We start from the raw sequence: 17,010 nt of genomic DNA on the forward strand, positions 1-17,010 counted from the left end.
ATCGGGAATTTGTCAAGAACTTTTAGAAGTAAGGAGAAGGGCATGGAGAGAAAAAGAGTCTATATCGCAGGACTGGGACTGATTGGAGCTTCCTTGGCTCTGGGCATCAGGCGAGCTCATCCTGAAATAGAGATTCTTGGTTATAATCGAAGTGAAGAATCGCGTAGAGTTGCCTTGGAACGTGGAATGGTAGATCGAGTGACAGATGATTTTGCTGCCTTCGCTCCACTGGCTGATGTGATTATTCTGGCTGTGCCCATCAAGCAGACCATAGCATTTATCAAAAATCTAGCAGAGCTGGACCTGAAGGAAAATGTTATCATCTCAGATGCTGGCTCAACCAAGGCTGAGATTGTGGCAGCTGCAGAAAAGTATCTGCAGAATAAGCCCGTCCGTTTTGTCGGTGCTCATCCTATGGCCGGAAGTCACAAGACCGGAGCCAAGGCAGCCCATGTCAACCTATTTGAAAATGCCTATTATATCTTCACCCCCTCTAATCTGACTAAGCCAGGTACTCTTGAGGCAATGGAGGATTTGCTGAGTGGTCTTCATGCCCGCTTTATTCAGGTAGATCCTGTAGAGCACGACCGAGTGACCAGTCAAATCAGTCATTTTCCGCATATCCTAGCCTCCAGCCTTATGGAGCAAGCGGCAGCTTATAGCCAGGAGCATGAGTTGACCCAGTCTTTTGCAGCCGGTGGTTTTCGAGATATGACACGGATTGCGGAGAGCGAGCCAGGGATGTGGACCTCTATCCTCTTAACAAATCCCGAAGCCATTTTGGAGCGGTTGGAAGATTTTAAAGACCAGTTAGACAAGGTTGTCGCAGCGATTGAGGCCAAGGACGAGACAGCTATCTGGGAATTTTTCGACCGAGGACGACAGAGCCGCAAGCAGATGGAAATTCATAAGCGAGCTGGTGTGGATAGCTTTTATGACCTCTTTATTGAGGTTCCCGACGAAGAAGATGCAATTTTGGGTATTTTGGAGCTTCTGCGTGGAATTTCAGTCGTCAATATTCGTATCAACGAGGAAAACCGAGAAGATATCAACGGTATTCTGCAAATCACCTTTAAAAATCGTCAAGATTTGGAAAAATCTGCTAAAATAGTAAGAGAAAATACGGATTACTTAGTGTCCGAAGACTAATATAGAATGGAGAACTCTATGTCAAATATTTATGATTTAGCCAATGAACTCAGTCGAGGACTTCGCGAAATGCCAGAGTACAAAGCTGTGGTAGAAAGCAAGCAGGCTATCAATGCGAATAGTGAAGCCAAGGCTATTTTTGATGACTACCTAGCTTTCCAGAAAGAGCTGCAGCAACTGGCTCAGACAGGCCAAATGCCGACTCCAGATATTCAAGAAAAAATGCAGAGTTTTGGAGATAAAATCCAAGGCAATGATTTATTATCAGTTTTCTTTAACAAGCAACAACAGCTCTCTATCTACTTGTCTGATATTGAACGGATTATTTTTGAACCGATTCAGGAACTATTCTAATAGAGAAATTTATAAGATTTTATGAAACCAAGAAGCCAGATCGGGCCTTCTTGGTTTTTCTATGCTTTAGAAAGGCTATTCAGGCTGAAAATAAGCGTCTTTAATTCAAGAAAGAGGTAGAAAACTTAGGTGCTTTTTATAAAATCAGATTATAGCTACAATTAAAATATATTGACTCTGCATTCTATTTACTATTGTCCCAAAGACTGATATACTAATCAAAAAACGCTTACACTCTGATTTTTGAAAGGAACTGGTATGACTTTAGAAACAAGAAAGATTGCTATTCAAGATACATATGGCGACCGATTTCAACATTGCTGGGGTTGTGGCCCGAAAAATGAGCTAGGCCTGCATTTAAAGACTTATCCTAGCTTGGATGGGAAGGAATGTGTCACTAGAATACGACCAGAATCTCACTATACTGGTGGTGTACCAGCCAATCTATTTGGTGGCATGATTGCTATGATTTTTGATTGCCATGGAACGGCTTCAGCAGCTTGGTTTGCCCATCAAGAAAAAGGCTTGGACTTGACTCAAGATACAGTCATTGGACGCTTTATCACAGCCCGCTTAGAAGTTGATTACCAGAGCCCGACGCCCATTGACCAGGAAATCATCGTTACTTCGCGGCTTGAGGAGTTGGGATCAAGGAAGGCTATTATCGTGATGGAGATGTCAGTAGCGGGACAGCCAAGAGCCAAGGCTAGAATGGTAGCAGTTGCAGTGAAAGATCATATGTAGTCAAATTCCCTTGGTGCCTTATATCAAGGGAATTTTAGCATCTTTGGAGTAATTTTATCTTGATTTTTGCAATTAGGACATTATTTTGGTATAATAGTTACTTGTCTTGGGGTCGTTACGGATTCGACAGGCATTATGCGGCACATTTTGCGACTCATCTAGCGGATGTAAAACGCCAGTTAAATATAACTGCAAAAAATAACAATTCTTACGCTTTAGCTGCCTAAAAAACAGCCAGCGTGACCTGATTCGGATTGCTTGTGTCTGATGACCGGTCTTATTATGAGCAAGCTACGGTAAAATCAAGTCTAGGGATTTTACAAGAGATTGATAGACTCGCTTAGCTTGGGCTTGAGCCATGTGTCAAAGCTGAGTTAAATGAAGACATGGCCTATGGTCGTAGACAAATGTGTTAGCAGGTGTTTGGACGTGGGTTCGACTCCCACCGGCTCCATTTTTGGTTTCTAAACCTTTCTAAACCTTCTTAAAACGTTGATTTATCAGCGTTTTTTTATTTTATACTTTCTAAACCTTCCCGAACCTTTTCGAAAAAGGGATACAACAAAGGATACAACAAATCGTCGCATCCTAAAAATCAATATAATTTGCAAAGCGCTCTCCAATATCATCCTTGGCTTGTTTAGTTATGTGAGTATATACATTCATTGTTGTTTTTAAATCGGAATGTCCGAGTCTATATTGGACTTGCTTCAAGGTCATACCAGCATCAAAACAGAGACTTGCATGCGTATGCCTGAAGCCATGAATTTTTATTGGCCGCAAACCGCTATCTTTCAAAATGGCAAGCAACCATTTTCTTGGAAGACTGCTTGGAATAGGTTTGCTAAACTCATTCTCGAAAATATATCTTGTACCTGGATTTCGCTCTCTCCATTCTTGCAAGATGTCTTTTGTCTTCTCGTCTAAACTGATCAGTCGCTTACTGCTGGCCGTTTTAGTAGAGCCTATCTCTTCACCTGTAAATCCTCTTGTAATAGCTTTATTGATGCTTAGAGTGTTATTGGACCAGTCAGTCCATTCAAGAGCTAGAACCTCCCCTTTTCGAGCTCCTGTAAAGGCTAAAAGACGAAAGAGAACTATCTTTTCTAAATCTTCATTTTGTTCTACCAATTTCAAGAATGTTCGAAGTTCGTCTTTATTATAAAAATCACTAGTGTTATCAATTTTCTTTCTGGTAGTCGTAACAACGCTGTCTATTGGATTGCTATCAATATATCCATGTCGAATTGCGTATTTAAAAACATTGTTCATAAGCCCTTTTAGCTTCCGACCAGAAACTAACCTTCTAGCCCATTCATTGGCTTGTTCTTGCATTTGGAGGGGAGTGATTGAAGCTATCTTCCTATTTCCCAAATCTGGGTAGATATGGTTTTTGAAATTTCTTGAGGTCTTAATATATGTACTTTCTTGTACAGTCTCATAATATTCTTTCAGCCATTTTTCTGAGATTTCTTTGACGGTTATATTTTTCTTGGTTTCTTTCTTATTTTCTAAATCATTTTGAAGTTGGAAGAGTGCTGCTCTAGCTTTCGCTTTAGTTTCAAACCCTCTCTTTCTTGCATACTTGCTTTTTCCGTTTTCTTTGCCGATATAGAAAATGAAACCATAAGCCGTGTCACCGTTTTTCTTCTTGTAAGATTTAATTTCCATTGATTTTTACCTCATTTCTTGGTAAAATGGGTACAAGAAAACGACCTTTTGAATGGTTGTTTCTTATACTAGATTTCCTCACACTCAAGATTGCCGTCGGAGAGTGTGAGGATTTTTTGTTATTTCTTGACTTTATCTTTTAAAGATTTCTCTATGGCTTTCTTTAATTCCAAAATAGATGCTTTTTCATCTTTGGTAAAGGTTACTGTGTTTTCATCTTTTACGGCATCAAACACACCACCTTTTGTATCAAAAGAACCAGGGTAAACAAGTTGAAGATAGCCAACAGTTGAGCCAGGTTCTTTCAATTGATATGCTGTAATCTCAGAGAGAAGAATTGACTTTTCGCCATCAAGACCATGAAGAAGAACATTAGACACATTTGTCTTTCTTGCAATCCTGATAAAATAATCATCGATTCTTACAACAGTTTTTGATTTCTTAAACTCAAAAACTCGCTCGTTCGGTTCCTCTGTAAAGAGTTCAACCTCTAAACTTTCATCTTGCTTTTTACCAAACAATGCCATAAGTAGTTCCTTTCTTTTTCTGCTTTAGCAGTTTATAAACATATTTAACCAACTAATGTCTGATATTCCTCTTTTACCATAATCTCATTTGTCATGGTTTTAAGATTATAATAAGACATAAATTTGAGGTAATCAAACTCTGTGGGGTCATCTAAGCTTTCTAGTGCGTCTTTTACGAGATGATGGATCATATTCCTATCAGCTTCGTTTTCGCAACGCAGGCGAGCATTATGGTACTCTGAACGTGTGTGGCCCTTGTGGCCGAGTTCGTGTAGAAGAACCTTAACTCTCTCTTTTTTGTTGAGTTTACTTGACAGGAAAGCTGTGTTGGTTTCTTTTTCGTAAAATCCAAGTTCATCAGGCATCAGATCTCCATCAAAATCGATAATACGAATCTGAAAATGACTTATAATTTCTTTTTCAGTCACTAGGCAATACCTCTAATCACCAGCTTCTTTTAGATAACCTTCAATGATAGACTGGATGATTTTTTTCTTTTCATCTGTTAATTCTCGACCGCCAAACATCATGACATTCGATGCCATTTCTTCAACGTTTAGGGTCTTCCCTTGCCATATATACTCTTTTGAATCACCGGCGATGGCAGAATTATCCGTACGTCCTAGCAGATAGTCCGTGGACACGTTGAAGTAGTCAGCGATTTCAGAAATGCGCTCAGCATTTGGTTTTTTTGTCTTCATGCTATAGATCGTATTTCTGCTATATCCGAGAGCTTCCTCCAACTTACTCAGTGAAATACCGCGTTTTTGGCAAAGTTCTTTAATTCTGTCGAATGTCGGAAACATTGATTTTTCAACCTTTCTGGGAACACGACAAAAAATATTTAAACTATTGTGTGTAAAGTTGTTGACAAAACACAATCAATAGTTTACAATAGTTTTTGTAAGTTAATAAGTTAGTAAAAAACAAAGTTAAAACTTATCTAAAAATAAATAGCTTTGGCGAGCAAGAAAATTGATAGATATAATGTTTTATCAAGGTTTTTAATTATGCTTATATTTTAAACAATAGATTGTAAAATGTCAAGCGTTTTTATAAAATGTTTTACTAACTTTTTAACTTGATATTAGTTAGAAAGGAGAAAAGTATGAGTCAACAGCATCAAAAATGGCTTGAACTAGTACAGAAGCGACTAGATGAAAAGGGGTGGTCACGGAGTGACTTGGCTACTGTCGTTGGTGTCAGTCCGGCGATGATTACACAGCTTTTCAAAACTGGCCACGGGAGCGACCAGTTAAAGCTTGAAATCAAGAAGAAGTTGAATATCAGCGAGAGCTGGGTCAAATTTGAGGAAAGGTAGGATAAGTCATGGCTCTTGAATTATTCGGAGACAGTTTCAAGGCCGAGCTCTTTGAGGAACTGGTCGAGCTAAACAAGCAAGCTCTAGCAGAAGCAAAAAGGCAAGTGTCTAAAAAGACTACTTGGGTTACTATCACTGAGCTGAAAGACGAAACCGGCTGGGGGCGCTCGACTCTCGAAACGTGGCGAGATCAAGGGAAGTTCCGCAGTATGCAGAAGTCGAAAGGTGGCAAGTACCTCTACGACCTCGAAGATGCCCAGAGGTTTTGCCGGTCGCTTGCAAAATAAAAAAAGCTACCGACAAGACTGTCGGCAGCAAACCAAAATATTTACTTAATTATAACAAAAGGAGTGATCAAATGCAAAATCGCGAACAAATGCGCGTGATCTTAGATTGGGAACGCGATAACTGGAGGTTAGGCAACGTCTACAAAAACAATCTAGCCAAGAAGCCTATCGAAGTCGTCAAAAGCGAACTGGAAAACCTTAGAAAGTCAGCAAAGGATGTGTCCTTTGAAGTCGTGCCGCGAGGCGGAAAGTTGATCGGCAGAGACAAGATTGTGACGTTTAATAAAGGATGAAGAAAATGAGTAAAAAGTATGAATTAGTAGTCGATGATACAATCACATTCTGGGGTTGGAAGCTGTTTAGAATTAAAGCCTTAATCAGCTTTGGTAGTGTGGATGCTGGAGATTTTGGCGGATATATCCATACAGAAGATAATCTAAGCCAAGGAGGCGATGCCTGGGTATCGGGCAATGCCAAAGTATGGGGCAATGCCGAAGTATGGGGCAATGCCGAAGTATGTGGCAATGCCAAAGTATGGGGCGATGCCGAAGTATGTGGCAATGCCGAAGTATCGGGCGATGCCGAAGTATGTGGCAATGCCAAAGTATGGGGCGATGCCGAAGTATGTGGCAATGCCAAAGTATCGGATCTTGGGGATGTTATCGTTTTTAAAAACCATTGGTCAAGTGGACGGCATTTTACCTACACAAAATCTAATAAAATGTGGAAAGTAGGCTGTTTTTATGGAACAGGTCAAGAACTGATTGACAAAGCTTACCAAGATAGTGATAAATCGGGTAATTATTATAAAGCATATGTCGAATTTGTAGAAAAATTGGAGGCGTTAGATGAGTCTGAAAGACCTTAAAAGATTAGTCTTGTTGCAAGTAGTCGCAATCGCACTACTGGTCATCGCTGGTGCTCAGACGATCGACAAGCAGAACCAGAAAATCCGTGAGCTGCAGGAACAAATCAAGGATAATCGCGACAGTATCCGGGTACAGGCTGACACGAATCAGCGTCAAGACATCATGATTAACAAATTTAATCAAATGTATTATGAGTACCAGCACTATAAAGCAACAGGTGATTTAAATTTTCCGGGAGGATGAAAATGAGTGAAGTTTTAGGAGCGATTTGCTTTGTTTCTAGTTTGCTGCTGGGCGTTTTATGGGCTAGTCATATCGACTTAAAAGAAAAGCGACTAGAAGCTGAGAAGCAAGCAGAAATAGACTTGTATGCTAGATATGTGCTTTGGGCTCAAAATGAATATATGATTGAGCAAAATCAAAGAATGGCCGAAGTGCGCAAACATGATAATCAGTCGTTCACAGTAAAGGGGGTGGGATGATATGACACAGGCGGAACGCATCAGGGAATATTATAAAGAATATCCTGCTGCCAGCTATGATGAGGTGGCAGAAGCTGTCAAAACAACCAATGTAAATGTTAGGGCAACTGTGTCCAAGGATGTCAAAGCAGGCAGATGTGTCCGCCTGGAAGACAAAACGTTGAACTATTCGGCTCATTTTGGAGCATCAGAGGCACTTGCTGAATTGGTGGATTGGAAGAACGATACCAGACGAGAGTGGGTAGAGATGCTAACCAGAGCGGCTGAAAAGGAAACGGACAGTAATACAATGAGATTGCTGATTAAAGAAGCTAATAAACTGATGAAAGAGGTAACGAAGTAGTGGTTAGAAATAAATTATCGGACTTAACCAACACGCTCTTTGCTCAACTGGAGACTTTGGATGACAGAGATCTCACCGCAGAAGAGCTAAAAGTAGAGCTCCAGCGTTCGAAGCAGATGGTTGCGATTTCTGGCCAAATCTTGCAGGCTGGCCAACTGGCCTTGGACGCTGAGAGATTTAAAGATAAGGTAGGTGATGCTAATGCCCCGATCGCTTTGCTGGAAAAATGAATATACTGATTATATGCAGGAGATTTGTCCAGGGCGACTTACTCCGGAAGTGACGCAACCGCTAAATGAAAAGTTTGGAACCAATTACACATCTTCGCAAATTGGCGGAGTGCGTAAGCGCCTCGGTTTGCTGGTAGGGAAAGTGTTTCAAAAGAGAATCCTGACAAGCGAGCAGCATGACTATTTTTTGAAAAACTACGTTGGGAAAACTGCGCAAGTATTTGCGGATGAAATGAATGAAAAATTCGGTTTGTCATTAACGAGTAAGCAAGTCAAGAACTATCGAAGGAACAATCGTTTAAATAGCGGCTTAACTGGCCAGTTTGAAAAAGGACATACACCAGCTAACAAAGGGAAGAAATTTCCGAATATGCCTAAGAATAGCGGCCAGTTTAAGAAGGGGAGTAAACCTCCAAACTATGTGCCGGTGGGAACCATTGCTCAAACGACAGACGGCTATCCAAAAATCAAAGTAGCTGATCCAAATGTCTGGGAACTTCTCCACAGAAAGACCTGGATTGAGCATCACGGGCCAATACCCAAAGGGCATTCGATTGTCTTCTTGGACGGTGATAAAACAAACTATGATATTACAAATCTTGCTTGTTTATCTAAAAACGAAATCGCTAGAATGAATCAAAATCATTTATTTACGTCCGACGCTGATTTGACTAAATCAGGTATTGGACTAACAAAACTTACAAATAAAATCAGAGAGGTAGAAAAAAATGGCTAGTTTATATGAGCTAACAGGAATTTTTAAACAGATTAACGAAATGGAAGGCCTGGATGAAGAAACCAAATTGGACACCTTGGACTCTATTGACTGGACTGACCAGTTTGAAGAAAAGGTTGAAAATACAGTCAAGGTCATCAAGAACAAAGAAGCAGAAGCGGATCAACTCAAAGAAGAAATTGACCGCTTAACTAAACGAAAAAAATCTATTGAGAATGACGTCACGCGGCTCAAAACAGGTTTGCAGGGAGCTTTTGAAATCACTGGACATGAAAAAGTCAAGGGCTTGCTCTTTACGGTCACCTTGGCTAAAAATCAACCATCCGTGGTTGTTGATGAGAATCTACTGCCTAAGAAATATTTTGTAATTACAAAAAAACCTGACAAGACTGCCATCAAGGAATTGCTGAATGCAGGTAAGAAAGTCAAGGGTGCTACCTTGCAAGAAAGTAGAAGTTTGAGGATTCGCTGATGGGATTGATTAACAAAACTAGAATTACAGAAAATATTTCTGTCGTGATTGGTCATCGGGAGATCTTTGTTAGTGTGACTGAAAATTTCCCTTTCGATATCAAGATTGGATTTCAGAAAGTAGATGATGCTCAGCTGGATATGGGGCTTGGGAAGAAAGTGTTTAAGCCAGAGTACAAGATGATCATTCAAGCGGTCGATTGTGAGAAGCCTGAATTTACGAATGAGGAAGAATTGAAAGCAAAGGACAAACAGCATAAAGAATTGAAAACACTGTTTGCTTTTGCGAAAGCTAATAAGAAGAACTGGTTTGAGACGGATTTGTTTGATGGCGTACTTTCTGAGAAGGTGAAAGTATGAAAATTTTAGCAATTGATCCGGGTAGTGCAAAAGCGGAAAATAGTACGCACGGAATCGTACTCTTGGATAATGCAAAATTGGTTGATCATTGGGTTGTACCTTCAGCCAAAATCAAGAGTACGCGTAAGTGGTTTGAAGAAGTGGGCCGATTTTTAAAACCTGATATTGTAGTCATTGAAAAGTTCGAAGCGCGTGACAATGATAAATCAAAGGACAATTCGGTTCTTGAGAATATCGCCTTATTTCAAATTCTTTTTCCTGGTTCTATTCTCCAACGGAATGCTGGTTATCAATCCGACATTCCAAATGAGCTTTTAAAACTTTTGGGGTTATGGAAATTTAGTAAGAGCCATCATCAAGATGTACGTGCAGCCGCCCGGCTTGGGTTATTCTGGGCCATGCGAAATGATGTAGAGGAGGTGGTTCAGGATATTGGAAGAATTGCAACTGAGAAAATGGCAAGCTGAGGCGGTTAAGCGTAGCGATATGCTGACGAATGGAATTTTTCTTGAGGCTTTAGGAGGTAGAGGCAAAACAATCTGTGCCTTAGCAATCGCCAAACATAAGAAAGCTAAAAGAATCATTATCACAAATAATCGGCTAGCTATTCTTAATGGCTGGATTGATGCAGTCAAATTTATGAATTTTGATAAAGATGTTGAGATTATCATTCAAACAGACAGGTATCTTCAAAATCTAGTTAAAAAGGGGCAGAAACTATCCTGTGACGTTCTGATTGTGGATGAGTGGCAGAATATGTCAAGTGACAAACAAGTGGCCTTATATCGCAAAATAAGGCGAAAATACACGATAGGTCTGTCAGCAACCCCAATCCGGAAAAAAGGGCAGAATTTCTACCCCCTTGAAAAGACCATTTTCGGTTTTGCCAATCCTAACCGAAAATTTGACTGGCAAAAAGTCCATGGTCAAATGCAGTATGATCCGTTTTCCTACTCTAAGGAAAAGTGGAAAGACTTCAAAGACTATGATTCCTACATCTCAAACCTACCTAATTTCTTCCGATGGGAAGAAATCGAGGATATTGAGAATGCCACTGAAAATAACGGTTTTGAAACCAAATTCTATCCAGTCACAGTTGAAGCTGGTAATCCTGAGAAACTAGCAGAATTTAGACTGCTTAACCTGGTCAATGTTGGAGACAAGACGGTTATGGCCAAACAGTCCTTTGGTCGCAAGACCTTTGAACAGTACCTAAACCAAACTGGTGTGGCCGTTGATTTTCCAAAGCTGAAGCCGGTCAATGCCGACACCCCCTTAATGTTAAAACTAGACGGCTTGATCAAAAGAGCACCTCATGACATGTTGATTGTCAGCAAGTCTAAGCAGATTGTCAACGTCATTCGCGAGCGCCATCCTGAAATTGGAATCTGGACGGGCGATATCCAAGAAGGACTTGATAAGAAAATCGTGGTTGCTACTAGTCAAGTTTTGGGTGTGGGAGTTGATGGTTTGCAGCATAAATATCAAACAGTTGTCGTGCTGGATCCGGTAGATAAATCTTCTGGCGAATATAATGACTATCGTCAATTGTTGTGGCGCGTGACTGGTTCACGGCAACAACATGATGTGAATATTATTGAATTTTATTATAAAGAAAGTTAAAAAAAGAGGAAAACAAAATGAATAAAAAAACTGAAATGATCGTATTTCGTAGCCGTAAAAAAGATGCTTACCTTAAATCTTATAAGGACAGAGGTACTTTGGCATTTGAAGCTGACTATTGCTGCTTGGAACATTGCTTGAAAATTCCTCGTAAAAAATACGAAGACAACAAAAAGACTTACAAGGCTCTTGCTGCAGCGTTTGACTGTGAAATCGTAGCGGTTGAAGCAGAATATAAATTGACCTATCCGAACGGCTCAGAAGTTGAACCTATCAAACGTGAGCTTCCATCAATCGAGGACATGATTAAGGAAATTTTTGGAGGTAAACTCTAATGACATTTACACTTCCGGCAAATAAACCGCAAGTACCTAAAGACACCCCACGGAATTTCTTCATCTATGGTGAAACCATGAGTGGGAAATCTTACCTGGCCAATGAGTTTCCAAATCCAATCGTCTTGAACACGGACGGAAATGCAGAAGCTAACAGTGTGCCAAGTATTCAACTTGTGAATGTGAAAGATGACAAGGGAAGAATTACTAACTCAGTCATCAAGCAACTTGGAGAAATCTTGCTTGCTCTCCAGACGCAAAAACATTCTTATGAAACAGTGGTCATTGACGTTATTGATGATGTCATTGAAATGATTAAGATCGCTGTCTGTGATGAATTGACTCCACCAGGTAAACCACGTTTAAAATCTTTGTCAGAAATTCCATACGGTAAAGGTTACGACTTTTTCAATCAAGCTATCACAGAATTAGTCATTGACCTCAAAGCCTTACCAATGAATGTTATTTACATTAGCCGTCAGGTTTCTGAATATGATGACAATGGCAATGCTACCAAAGACAAACCAAGCTTGAAAGATAAGTATGTCAATCTTATCAACGGTAACTCAGACTTGATGATTAAGACTGAAAAAATCGGCAACAACTACAACCGTGAGGTTGACCGCAAGCGTAAAACCTACTATGCGGACCAGGTTGACGACAAGGCGATCTTGAAAATTTTGGCAACTATCCGAGGGGCTGTTGAGCCTGCAAAGGGGAAGCCAGTATCTAAGAAAGAAGCAGCTAAGACAACCAAACCAGCCAAGGCTGAAAAGCCAAAAGAGGCACCTAATAAAGAAACTGCCTCTGATGACGAACTATTTTAATAATAAAGGAGAACACGCATGAGTTTATTAGATATTGCAAAATCAATCAAAAAAGAGGGATTTGATCCACGCAAGGACAGCGCCAACGGCCCTGCACCAATCCCAGCTGGGACTTATCCAGTAGTCCTGAAGAAAGCAACCTTCAATGTTTCTGACAAAGGTTGGGAAAGCCTTGGTTATCAATTTGAAATCCGCGGTGGTGATTACAGTGGACGTTCTGAATTTGCTACCTTTGGAACGCTGACTGAATGGAACGGCAAGGACCTTAACTGGGCAGTTGAACGCACCATGAAATTCTTTATCAAAGCCCTGGTACTTGCTGGCGACAATATGCAAGGAAATGAAGAAGATGGTAAGGCCTTGGAAGAGGCTCTACAACGTAAGGCAGTAGGTTCTTACTACAACCTTGTTATCACGGTTACCAAGGGAAAAGATGGCCGTGAGTTCCGTAACTATGACCTTGAAGAAGAATCAACACAACCGCTGACTGAAGCTGATATTGATGAAGATGATTTGCCCTTTTAAGCCTAAAAGCTTCAGGGAAATCTGTGCTAGATAGGAGGAAACGGCATGCCGTCAATGAAAGAATACGCTTTGCAGTATCAAAAATTGGGCTTTTCAGTAATCCCAATCAATCCAAAGAATAAAATGCCTTTGATTGATTTTGCTGACAAGCCTGCCATGACTCCAGCTGAGATTGAAAACTTTTGGGACGGCTACCCCAACGCAAATATCGCTCTAAAAACAACTAACTTCTTTGTTATTGATATCGATAAGCACGGCAAATCCAACGGCTTTGAGTCACTTAAAAAATGGGAATATCTGGGATTGATTGAACCGACACTGCAAGCTAAGACGGCAAGCGGTGGAAAACACCTTTTCTACTTCAAAAGGGATGACACTCCCATCACACAGATGATTGGTTTCCTTCCTGGTGTTGACATCAAAGCCCATGAAAACAATTATGTTTTGGTTGCCCCGTCTGCCACAGATAAAGGGCAGTATGAGTGGGATCTGGAAAAGTCTAAGGAAGGCGGTACAATGGTCACCCCTTCCAAGGAACTAATCCAGGCAATAAAAGAGCAATACGGCAAAACCCACGGTTACAAGTATGATGGAAAAGACGGTCTCAGGGATTTGGCTAGACGGTCCCATACCAGAGACCGAACCCAGACTACAGAACTTTTTGAAACTATCGCAGTTGGTTTTGGCGATGAAGGTGGGCGAAATGACAAGCTGGCTAAATTTGTAGGCGGTCTGCTGTTTCGAGCAGTTGATGATGAGGTTGTTTTGCAGTTGGCCAAGATTGCCAACACAAATAGTTCCAATCCTCTATCAGATAGAGAGGTGACACGAACGGTTGAAAGTATGATTAAAAAAGATAGGAGGTGAGTGCGATTGGTAATGTAGTGAGTATTGATAGTCAGCCGAAATTGATTTTAACTGGTAGCGGAGCTATCAAATCCACTAGTCCAGCAAATGTTTTGATGTCGTTTAAGGCAGATGAACAGCTTGGCGCCTATCTTCGCAGGAATGATTTCTCTCAGGAATATGAGTTTACACAAGAAGTCAAAATCGGCAAAACCTTATTTAAACAGGGGGAATTACCCGCTAATTTTAACAGCGTAGTAACTGTTTATTTTGAAAATGAGTTGGGAGTCGTATATTCTAGCAATGCCTTTAAAGCAGGAATGGAAACTTTCTTTTCGGAACGGTCCTACAACCCTGTTTTGGAATATATGGAGCAAGCTGCTAGCAATTGGGACGGTAGAAAGCGGATCGATCAGATGTTGCAAGTTTATCTTGGAGCGGACGACGATAGCCTTATCTCTAAAATTGCTAAAATGTGGCTAGTTGGTGCTGTCGCAAAAGTCTATGATCCTTACGTAAAATTTGATTATGTCCTGGATTTGGTAGGAGGTCAAGGAGTCGGTAAAACATCTTTGTTGCAAAAATTGGGCGGGCCATGGTACACAGATGCTGTTACAGATTTTTCGAACAAAGATAATTATGACATCATGCTAAAAAGTCTAATCGTCAATGATGATGAAATGGTAGCCAGTAACAGAATGTCTTTCGCGGAAACCAAAGCTTTTATTTCAAAGACTAGTTTGCGGTACCGGCGACCTTACATGACCAAGACAGAGGAATTTGCAAAGAATTTTGTTTTGGCCAGGACAACGAATCAGAAGGAATACCTCAAAGATAAAACGGGCGAGCGCCGATTCCTGCCAGTATTAGCTGATGCTAGTCGACAACAGAAGCATCCCATGCAAATTAAAACGGAGACGGTTGAGCAAATTTGGGGTGAAGCCGTCGCAATTTATAAAAAAGGAGTTGATCTGATGTTTGACGAAGCAACAGAAAAAGAACTCAATTTTTATCGTGAAAAATTTATGTATCGGGACGAAGTCGAACAACAAGTTTTAGAATATCTAGATATGCCTATTCCTGACTTTTGGGAGAAATGGCCTGTCCAGAAACAACATCAGTACACACAACGCTATTTTGACAATAGCCCTGATTTTGAAGCTGGTAATAGCAAGCTGACAAAAGTCTCAACTAGGGAGATGATGTATAACTTGTTCATGCGAAATTCAAATGACAGAAAACTATCAACAAAAATCAATATGATTATGGATAATCACCCCGATTGGGGAAAAGGTACTTTCCGTTTTGGCGGAAAACTATCTAAAGGATTCCGTCGAAAAGAAGAGTAACAGCATTTTTTTATAGGTAACACTTTTAGCATTTCCTTGTTCTTATAGGTAACAGGGTAACACCATAGGTAACGGCTAACGAAGTCTAAAAACCTTATTATATCAATGTTTATTAACTATATATATACTACTGTTACTCTGTTACCTATATATTATAAAAGTTAGTAAAAATATATATATAAATAGAGAAAGCCTATTAAATAGGGATTTCTAAAAAAATATTTTTAAACTTTTTGAATTTATGGGTAACACGGTAACGCTTAAATATTAGAGGATGTGAAAGATGGAAATACAGGAATTGATCGAACGCTATGAAAGCTATGAAGGTATTTGGGACGCTCCAGGAGCAGAAGCCGCTCGTAAATGCTTTTTACGAGATTTGAAACAATTAGATGACCAACATTCCGGGCATACTGAAGAAGCACCGCGCTATGTCAAGAACGTACTAGCTCGCTTGCGAGAATTGCCATTGCATGACAGGGAAGTCTGGTTGAAAGCCATTATGGCTGAATTTGAGCGAGATTTCAGCCGTGCGATATGGCGCGAGGGATACAAGCAAGGCAAGTTTGAGGGCATGATTGAACGTGAGAAAGTCACGATACCTCAGTTTGTGGCCAGTTGGATTGAAAAGTGTAAAACGTTTAAGAGTTTTGCTGTAAGCCTATCTTTTGCGTTGCAACCCAGTGTATGGGAAGCAAATAGCTTATCTGACGAGTGCATTGAATGGTTGACGGATACAGAAAATCAAGACCTCTTCGCTCGAGCGTGGCTGGACGGCTACGAGGTCGAGAAGGAGGAGCGGTATTTGGTTAAGATTAAAGGGATTGACCCTGATTTTGATATTTTGAAATATAATTTGGGGGCAAGAAATTGGTTCACAGGTAGCAGACATGAATATAGTTCTTTTAGATTACACCACACCCGCAAAGAGCTTGAAGATGCTGGGTTCGGATGGGTATTTGATTGCCCGGGCATTGAGATTGAGGAGGTGTAAAATGACAAATCTTTGGGAGGAGACTTTAGAGGTTTTAAGAGATTACGGCAAAACGTTTGAGGGCGTCAGATATATTCAAGGTTCAGACTTTAAAATCACTAAAGAAAATTTCGAGAGACTTGCCAAGCAAGCGAATTATCATAGCGGATACGGTGCCGCTCACGTTCCTACTGATTTAGTCATTGTTGGCAAAGGATGGTGGTTAGAGCGAGGAGAATATGATGGTTCTGAGTGGTGGGATTATAAAGAAGTACCTAAACAAATCAATGAAGTCAGAAACATTTCTAATCTTGTAGGCGGAATGTGGCCAAGGCTTAAAGAATTGAATACCATCGACCCGATACAAGAAAGACTTGAAGAAATAAGAAAGGAGAATACGATTGAATAAACGTCAACGCAAAAAGAAAATTTTGGACGGTCTGAATAAAGAAGAAAGATATCGCAGGACGCAGCGGTTATGAATACTACGGAATTTCAAGATTATAAAAATAAAGGATTGAGGTTGAAATGACATTATTTGATGAAGTACAGCAATTGAGCTCAGAAAGTCACGCAAAATGGTTCGAGCGTTATTTTAAGAGATATAACCTAGAAGAAAAACTAAAAACTTCTGCTCAAAAAGGTTATACAGGCTATTTAATTGATGTTTGGTCAGTTAGAGATAAATATCTCAGGAATCGATTAGAAAATGAAAGAACATTGGAAATGTTAAGAGAACGGCTTGGAAAGGGTTTTTCAGTCGGGTATCAATTGACTTATTCTAAAAACTTATTTACAGGACAGGAATATGTCTCTGATAGGAAGATACATATTACTTGGTAAAACAAAAAAGCCAAAGCACTCTCTGCCTCAGCTAAATTTCCAATAAGATTATTATATCATAAAAGGAGACAGAGAGTGAGTAAGGCGAAAGCTATTTTAAAGGATTTAAGAAACCTTGATCTATATATTGCAAGTTTGATTAGAC

Annotated in this window: 28 protein-coding genes and 1 other RNA gene; 25 read left to right on the forward strand and 4 right to left on the reverse strand. The window is 40.2% G+C overall.

Annotated features, from left to right (window positions below):
• Positions 1 to 42: 42 nt before the first annotated feature.
• The 4 genes from Q0191_RS07245 to ssrA all read left to right on the forward strand — a co-directional run bounded on the left by Q0191_RS07245 (position 43) and on the right by ssrA (position 2,704).
• Positions 43 to 1,149: a prephenate dehydrogenase gene (locus Q0191_RS07245; protein WP_297665164.1), complete on the forward strand. Its 1,107-nt coding sequence runs from the start codon at positions 43 to 45 to the stop codon at positions 1,147 to 1,149.
• A gap of 18 nt (positions 1,150 to 1,167) precedes the next feature.
• Complete coding sequence (locus Q0191_RS07250; RefSeq protein WP_297665166.1) at positions 1,168 to 1,503, forward strand: YlbF/YmcA family competence regulator; 336 nt, start codon at positions 1,168 to 1,170, stop codon at positions 1,501 to 1,503.
• Positions 1,504 to 1,761: 258 nt separating this feature from the next.
• The gene (locus Q0191_RS07255) at positions 1,762 to 2,247 is read left to right on the forward strand and encodes a thioesterase family protein (RefSeq protein ID WP_297665168.1); all 486 of its coding nucleotides are present in this window, start codon (positions 1,762 to 1,764) and stop codon (positions 2,245 to 2,247) included.
• Positions 2,248 to 2,355: 108 nt separating this feature from the next.
• Positions 2,356 to 2,704: a transfer-messenger RNA gene (gene ssrA, locus Q0191_RS07260) on the forward strand.
• A 131-nt stretch (positions 2,705 to 2,835) separates the two neighbouring features.
• On the opposite strand, the gene Q0191_RS07265 is transcribed toward ssrA, so the two are convergent.
• The 4 genes from Q0191_RS07265 to Q0191_RS07280 all read right to left on the reverse strand — a co-directional run bounded on the left by Q0191_RS07265 (position 2,836) and on the right by Q0191_RS07280 (position 5,251).
• Positions 2,836 to 3,918: a site-specific integrase gene (locus Q0191_RS07265; RefSeq protein WP_297665170.1), complete on the reverse strand. Its 1,083-nt coding sequence runs from the start codon at positions 3,916 to 3,918 to the stop codon at positions 2,836 to 2,838.
• A gap of 119 nt (positions 3,919 to 4,037) precedes the next feature.
• A complete protein-coding gene (locus Q0191_RS07270) occupies positions 4,038 to 4,445 on the reverse strand; it encodes a DUF4429 domain-containing protein (RefSeq protein ID WP_297665172.1) in 408 nt (135 codons plus the stop codon).
• A 44-nt stretch (positions 4,446 to 4,489) separates the two neighbouring features.
• Positions 4,490 to 4,873, reverse strand: coding sequence for an ImmA/IrrE family metallo-endopeptidase (locus tag Q0191_RS07275; protein WP_297665174.1), 384 nt, complete (start codon positions 4,871 to 4,873; stop codon positions 4,490 to 4,492).
• Positions 4,874 to 4,885: 12 nt separating this feature from the next.
• Positions 4,886 to 5,251 (reverse strand): helix-turn-helix domain-containing protein, encoded by a 366-nt coding sequence (locus Q0191_RS07280; protein WP_297665176.1) that lies wholly within the window; start codon positions 5,249 to 5,251, stop codon positions 4,886 to 4,888.
• A gap of 302 nt (positions 5,252 to 5,553) precedes the next feature.
• On the opposite strand from Q0191_RS07280, the gene Q0191_RS07285 reads away from it, so the two are divergent.
• The 21 genes from Q0191_RS07285 (at position 5,554) to Q0191_RS07385 (ending at position 16,865) form a co-directional block, all read left to right on the forward strand.
• Positions 5,554 to 5,766: a helix-turn-helix transcriptional regulator gene (locus Q0191_RS07285; RefSeq protein WP_125373870.1), complete on the forward strand. Its 213-nt coding sequence runs from the start codon at positions 5,554 to 5,556 to the stop codon at positions 5,764 to 5,766.
• Positions 5,767 to 5,774: 8 nt separating this feature from the next.
• The gene (locus Q0191_RS07290) at positions 5,775 to 6,053 is read left to right on the forward strand and encodes a MerR family transcriptional regulator (protein ID WP_297665179.1); all 279 of its coding nucleotides are present in this window, start codon (positions 5,775 to 5,777) and stop codon (positions 6,051 to 6,053) included.
• A 71-nt stretch (positions 6,054 to 6,124) separates the two neighbouring features.
• Positions 6,125 to 6,346 carry a hypothetical protein gene (locus Q0191_RS07295; protein WP_297665180.1) on the forward strand — a complete coding sequence of 74 codons (222 nt, stop codon included), beginning with the start codon at positions 6,125 to 6,127 and terminating at the stop codon, positions 6,344 to 6,346.
• Positions 6,347 to 6,351: 5 nt separating this feature from the next.
• Entirely contained in the window at positions 6,352 to 6,921 is a 570-nt protein-coding gene (locus Q0191_RS07300; protein WP_297665182.1) for a polymer-forming cytoskeletal protein, read from the forward strand.
• Positions 6,902 to 7,165: a hypothetical protein gene (locus Q0191_RS07305; RefSeq protein WP_297665184.1), complete on the forward strand. Its 264-nt coding sequence runs from the start codon at positions 6,902 to 6,904 to the stop codon at positions 7,163 to 7,165. The genes Q0191_RS07300 and Q0191_RS07305 overlap by 20 nt, the downstream gene beginning before the upstream one ends.
• A 2-nt stretch (positions 7,166 to 7,167) precedes the next feature.
• A complete protein-coding gene (locus Q0191_RS07310) occupies positions 7,168 to 7,404 on the forward strand; it encodes a hypothetical protein (RefSeq protein ID WP_297665185.1) in 237 nt (78 codons plus the stop codon).
• Between the two features lies 1 nt (position 7,405).
• A complete protein-coding gene (locus tag Q0191_RS07315; RefSeq protein ID WP_297665187.1) occupies positions 7,406 to 7,747 on the forward strand; it encodes a hypothetical protein in 342 nt (113 codons plus the stop codon).
• A complete protein-coding gene (locus Q0191_RS07320) occupies positions 7,747 to 7,977 on the forward strand; it encodes a hypothetical protein (RefSeq protein WP_297665189.1) in 231 nt (76 codons plus the stop codon). The genes Q0191_RS07315 and Q0191_RS07320 overlap by 1 nt, the downstream gene beginning before the upstream one ends.
• Complete coding sequence (locus Q0191_RS07325; protein ID WP_297665191.1) at positions 7,949 to 8,713, forward strand: HNH endonuclease signature motif containing protein; 765 nt, start codon at positions 7,949 to 7,951, stop codon at positions 8,711 to 8,713. Before Q0191_RS07320 ends, Q0191_RS07325 begins: the two co-directional genes overlap by 29 nt.
• On the forward strand, positions 8,706 to 9,185 hold the full coding sequence (locus Q0191_RS07330; protein WP_297665192.1) for a siphovirus Gp157 family protein: 480 nt from the start codon (positions 8,706 to 8,708) through the stop codon (positions 9,183 to 9,185). The genes Q0191_RS07325 and Q0191_RS07330 overlap by 8 nt, the downstream gene beginning before the upstream one ends.
• Positions 9,185 to 9,544 carry a hypothetical protein gene (locus tag Q0191_RS07335; protein ID WP_297665194.1) on the forward strand — a complete coding sequence of 120 codons (360 nt, stop codon included), beginning with the start codon at positions 9,185 to 9,187 and terminating at the stop codon, positions 9,542 to 9,544. Before Q0191_RS07330 ends, Q0191_RS07335 begins: the two co-directional genes overlap by 1 nt.
• Positions 9,541 to 10,011 carry a hypothetical protein gene (locus tag Q0191_RS07340; protein WP_297665196.1) on the forward strand — a complete coding sequence of 157 codons (471 nt, stop codon included), beginning with the start codon at positions 9,541 to 9,543 and terminating at the stop codon, positions 10,009 to 10,011. The genes Q0191_RS07335 and Q0191_RS07340 overlap by 4 nt, the downstream gene beginning before the upstream one ends.
• Before the next feature lie 19 nt (positions 10,012 to 10,030).
• Positions 10,031 to 11,167: a DEAD/DEAH box helicase gene (locus tag Q0191_RS07345; RefSeq protein ID WP_297665214.1), complete on the forward strand. Its 1,137-nt coding sequence runs from the start codon at positions 10,031 to 10,033 to the stop codon at positions 11,165 to 11,167.
• A gap of 17 nt (positions 11,168 to 11,184) precedes the next feature.
• Positions 11,185 to 11,502 (forward strand): hypothetical protein, encoded by a 318-nt coding sequence (locus tag Q0191_RS07350; protein ID WP_297665198.1) that lies wholly within the window; start codon positions 11,185 to 11,187, stop codon positions 11,500 to 11,502.
• On the forward strand, positions 11,502 to 12,329 hold the full coding sequence (locus tag Q0191_RS07355) for an AAA family ATPase (protein ID WP_297665200.1): 828 nt from the start codon (positions 11,502 to 11,504) through the stop codon (positions 12,327 to 12,329). Before Q0191_RS07350 ends, Q0191_RS07355 begins: the two co-directional genes overlap by 1 nt.
• An 18-nt stretch (positions 12,330 to 12,347) precedes the next feature.
• Positions 12,348 to 12,854: a hypothetical protein gene (locus Q0191_RS07360; RefSeq protein ID WP_297665202.1), complete on the forward strand. Its 507-nt coding sequence runs from the start codon at positions 12,348 to 12,350 to the stop codon at positions 12,852 to 12,854.
• A gap of 45 nt (positions 12,855 to 12,899) precedes the next feature.
• Entirely contained in the window at positions 12,900 to 13,721 is an 822-nt protein-coding gene (locus Q0191_RS07365) for a bifunctional DNA primase/polymerase (RefSeq protein ID WP_297665204.1), read from the forward strand.
• A 41-nt stretch (positions 13,722 to 13,762) separates the two neighbouring features.
• A complete protein-coding gene (locus tag Q0191_RS07370; RefSeq protein ID WP_367170369.1) occupies positions 13,763 to 15,049 on the forward strand; it encodes a VapE domain-containing protein in 1,287 nt (428 codons plus the stop codon).
• Positions 15,050 to 15,332: 283 nt separating this feature from the next.
• Positions 15,333 to 16,043 (forward strand): DUF1642 domain-containing protein, encoded by a 711-nt coding sequence (locus tag Q0191_RS07375; RefSeq protein WP_297665208.1) that lies wholly within the window; start codon positions 15,333 to 15,335, stop codon positions 16,041 to 16,043.
• A gap of 1 nt (position 16,044) precedes the next feature.
• A complete protein-coding gene (locus Q0191_RS07380) occupies positions 16,045 to 16,431 on the forward strand; it encodes a hypothetical protein (protein WP_297665211.1) in 387 nt (128 codons plus the stop codon).
• Positions 16,432 to 16,550: 119 nt separating this feature from the next.
• Entirely contained in the window at positions 16,551 to 16,865 is a 315-nt protein-coding gene (locus Q0191_RS07385; protein ID WP_297665212.1) for a hypothetical protein, read from the forward strand.
• Positions 16,866 to 17,010 lie beyond the last annotated feature (145 nt).

This window comes from uncultured Streptococcus sp., assembly GCF_938036805.1.
Taxonomy (GTDB): Bacteria; Bacillota; Bacilli; order Lactobacillales; family Streptococcaceae; genus Streptococcus.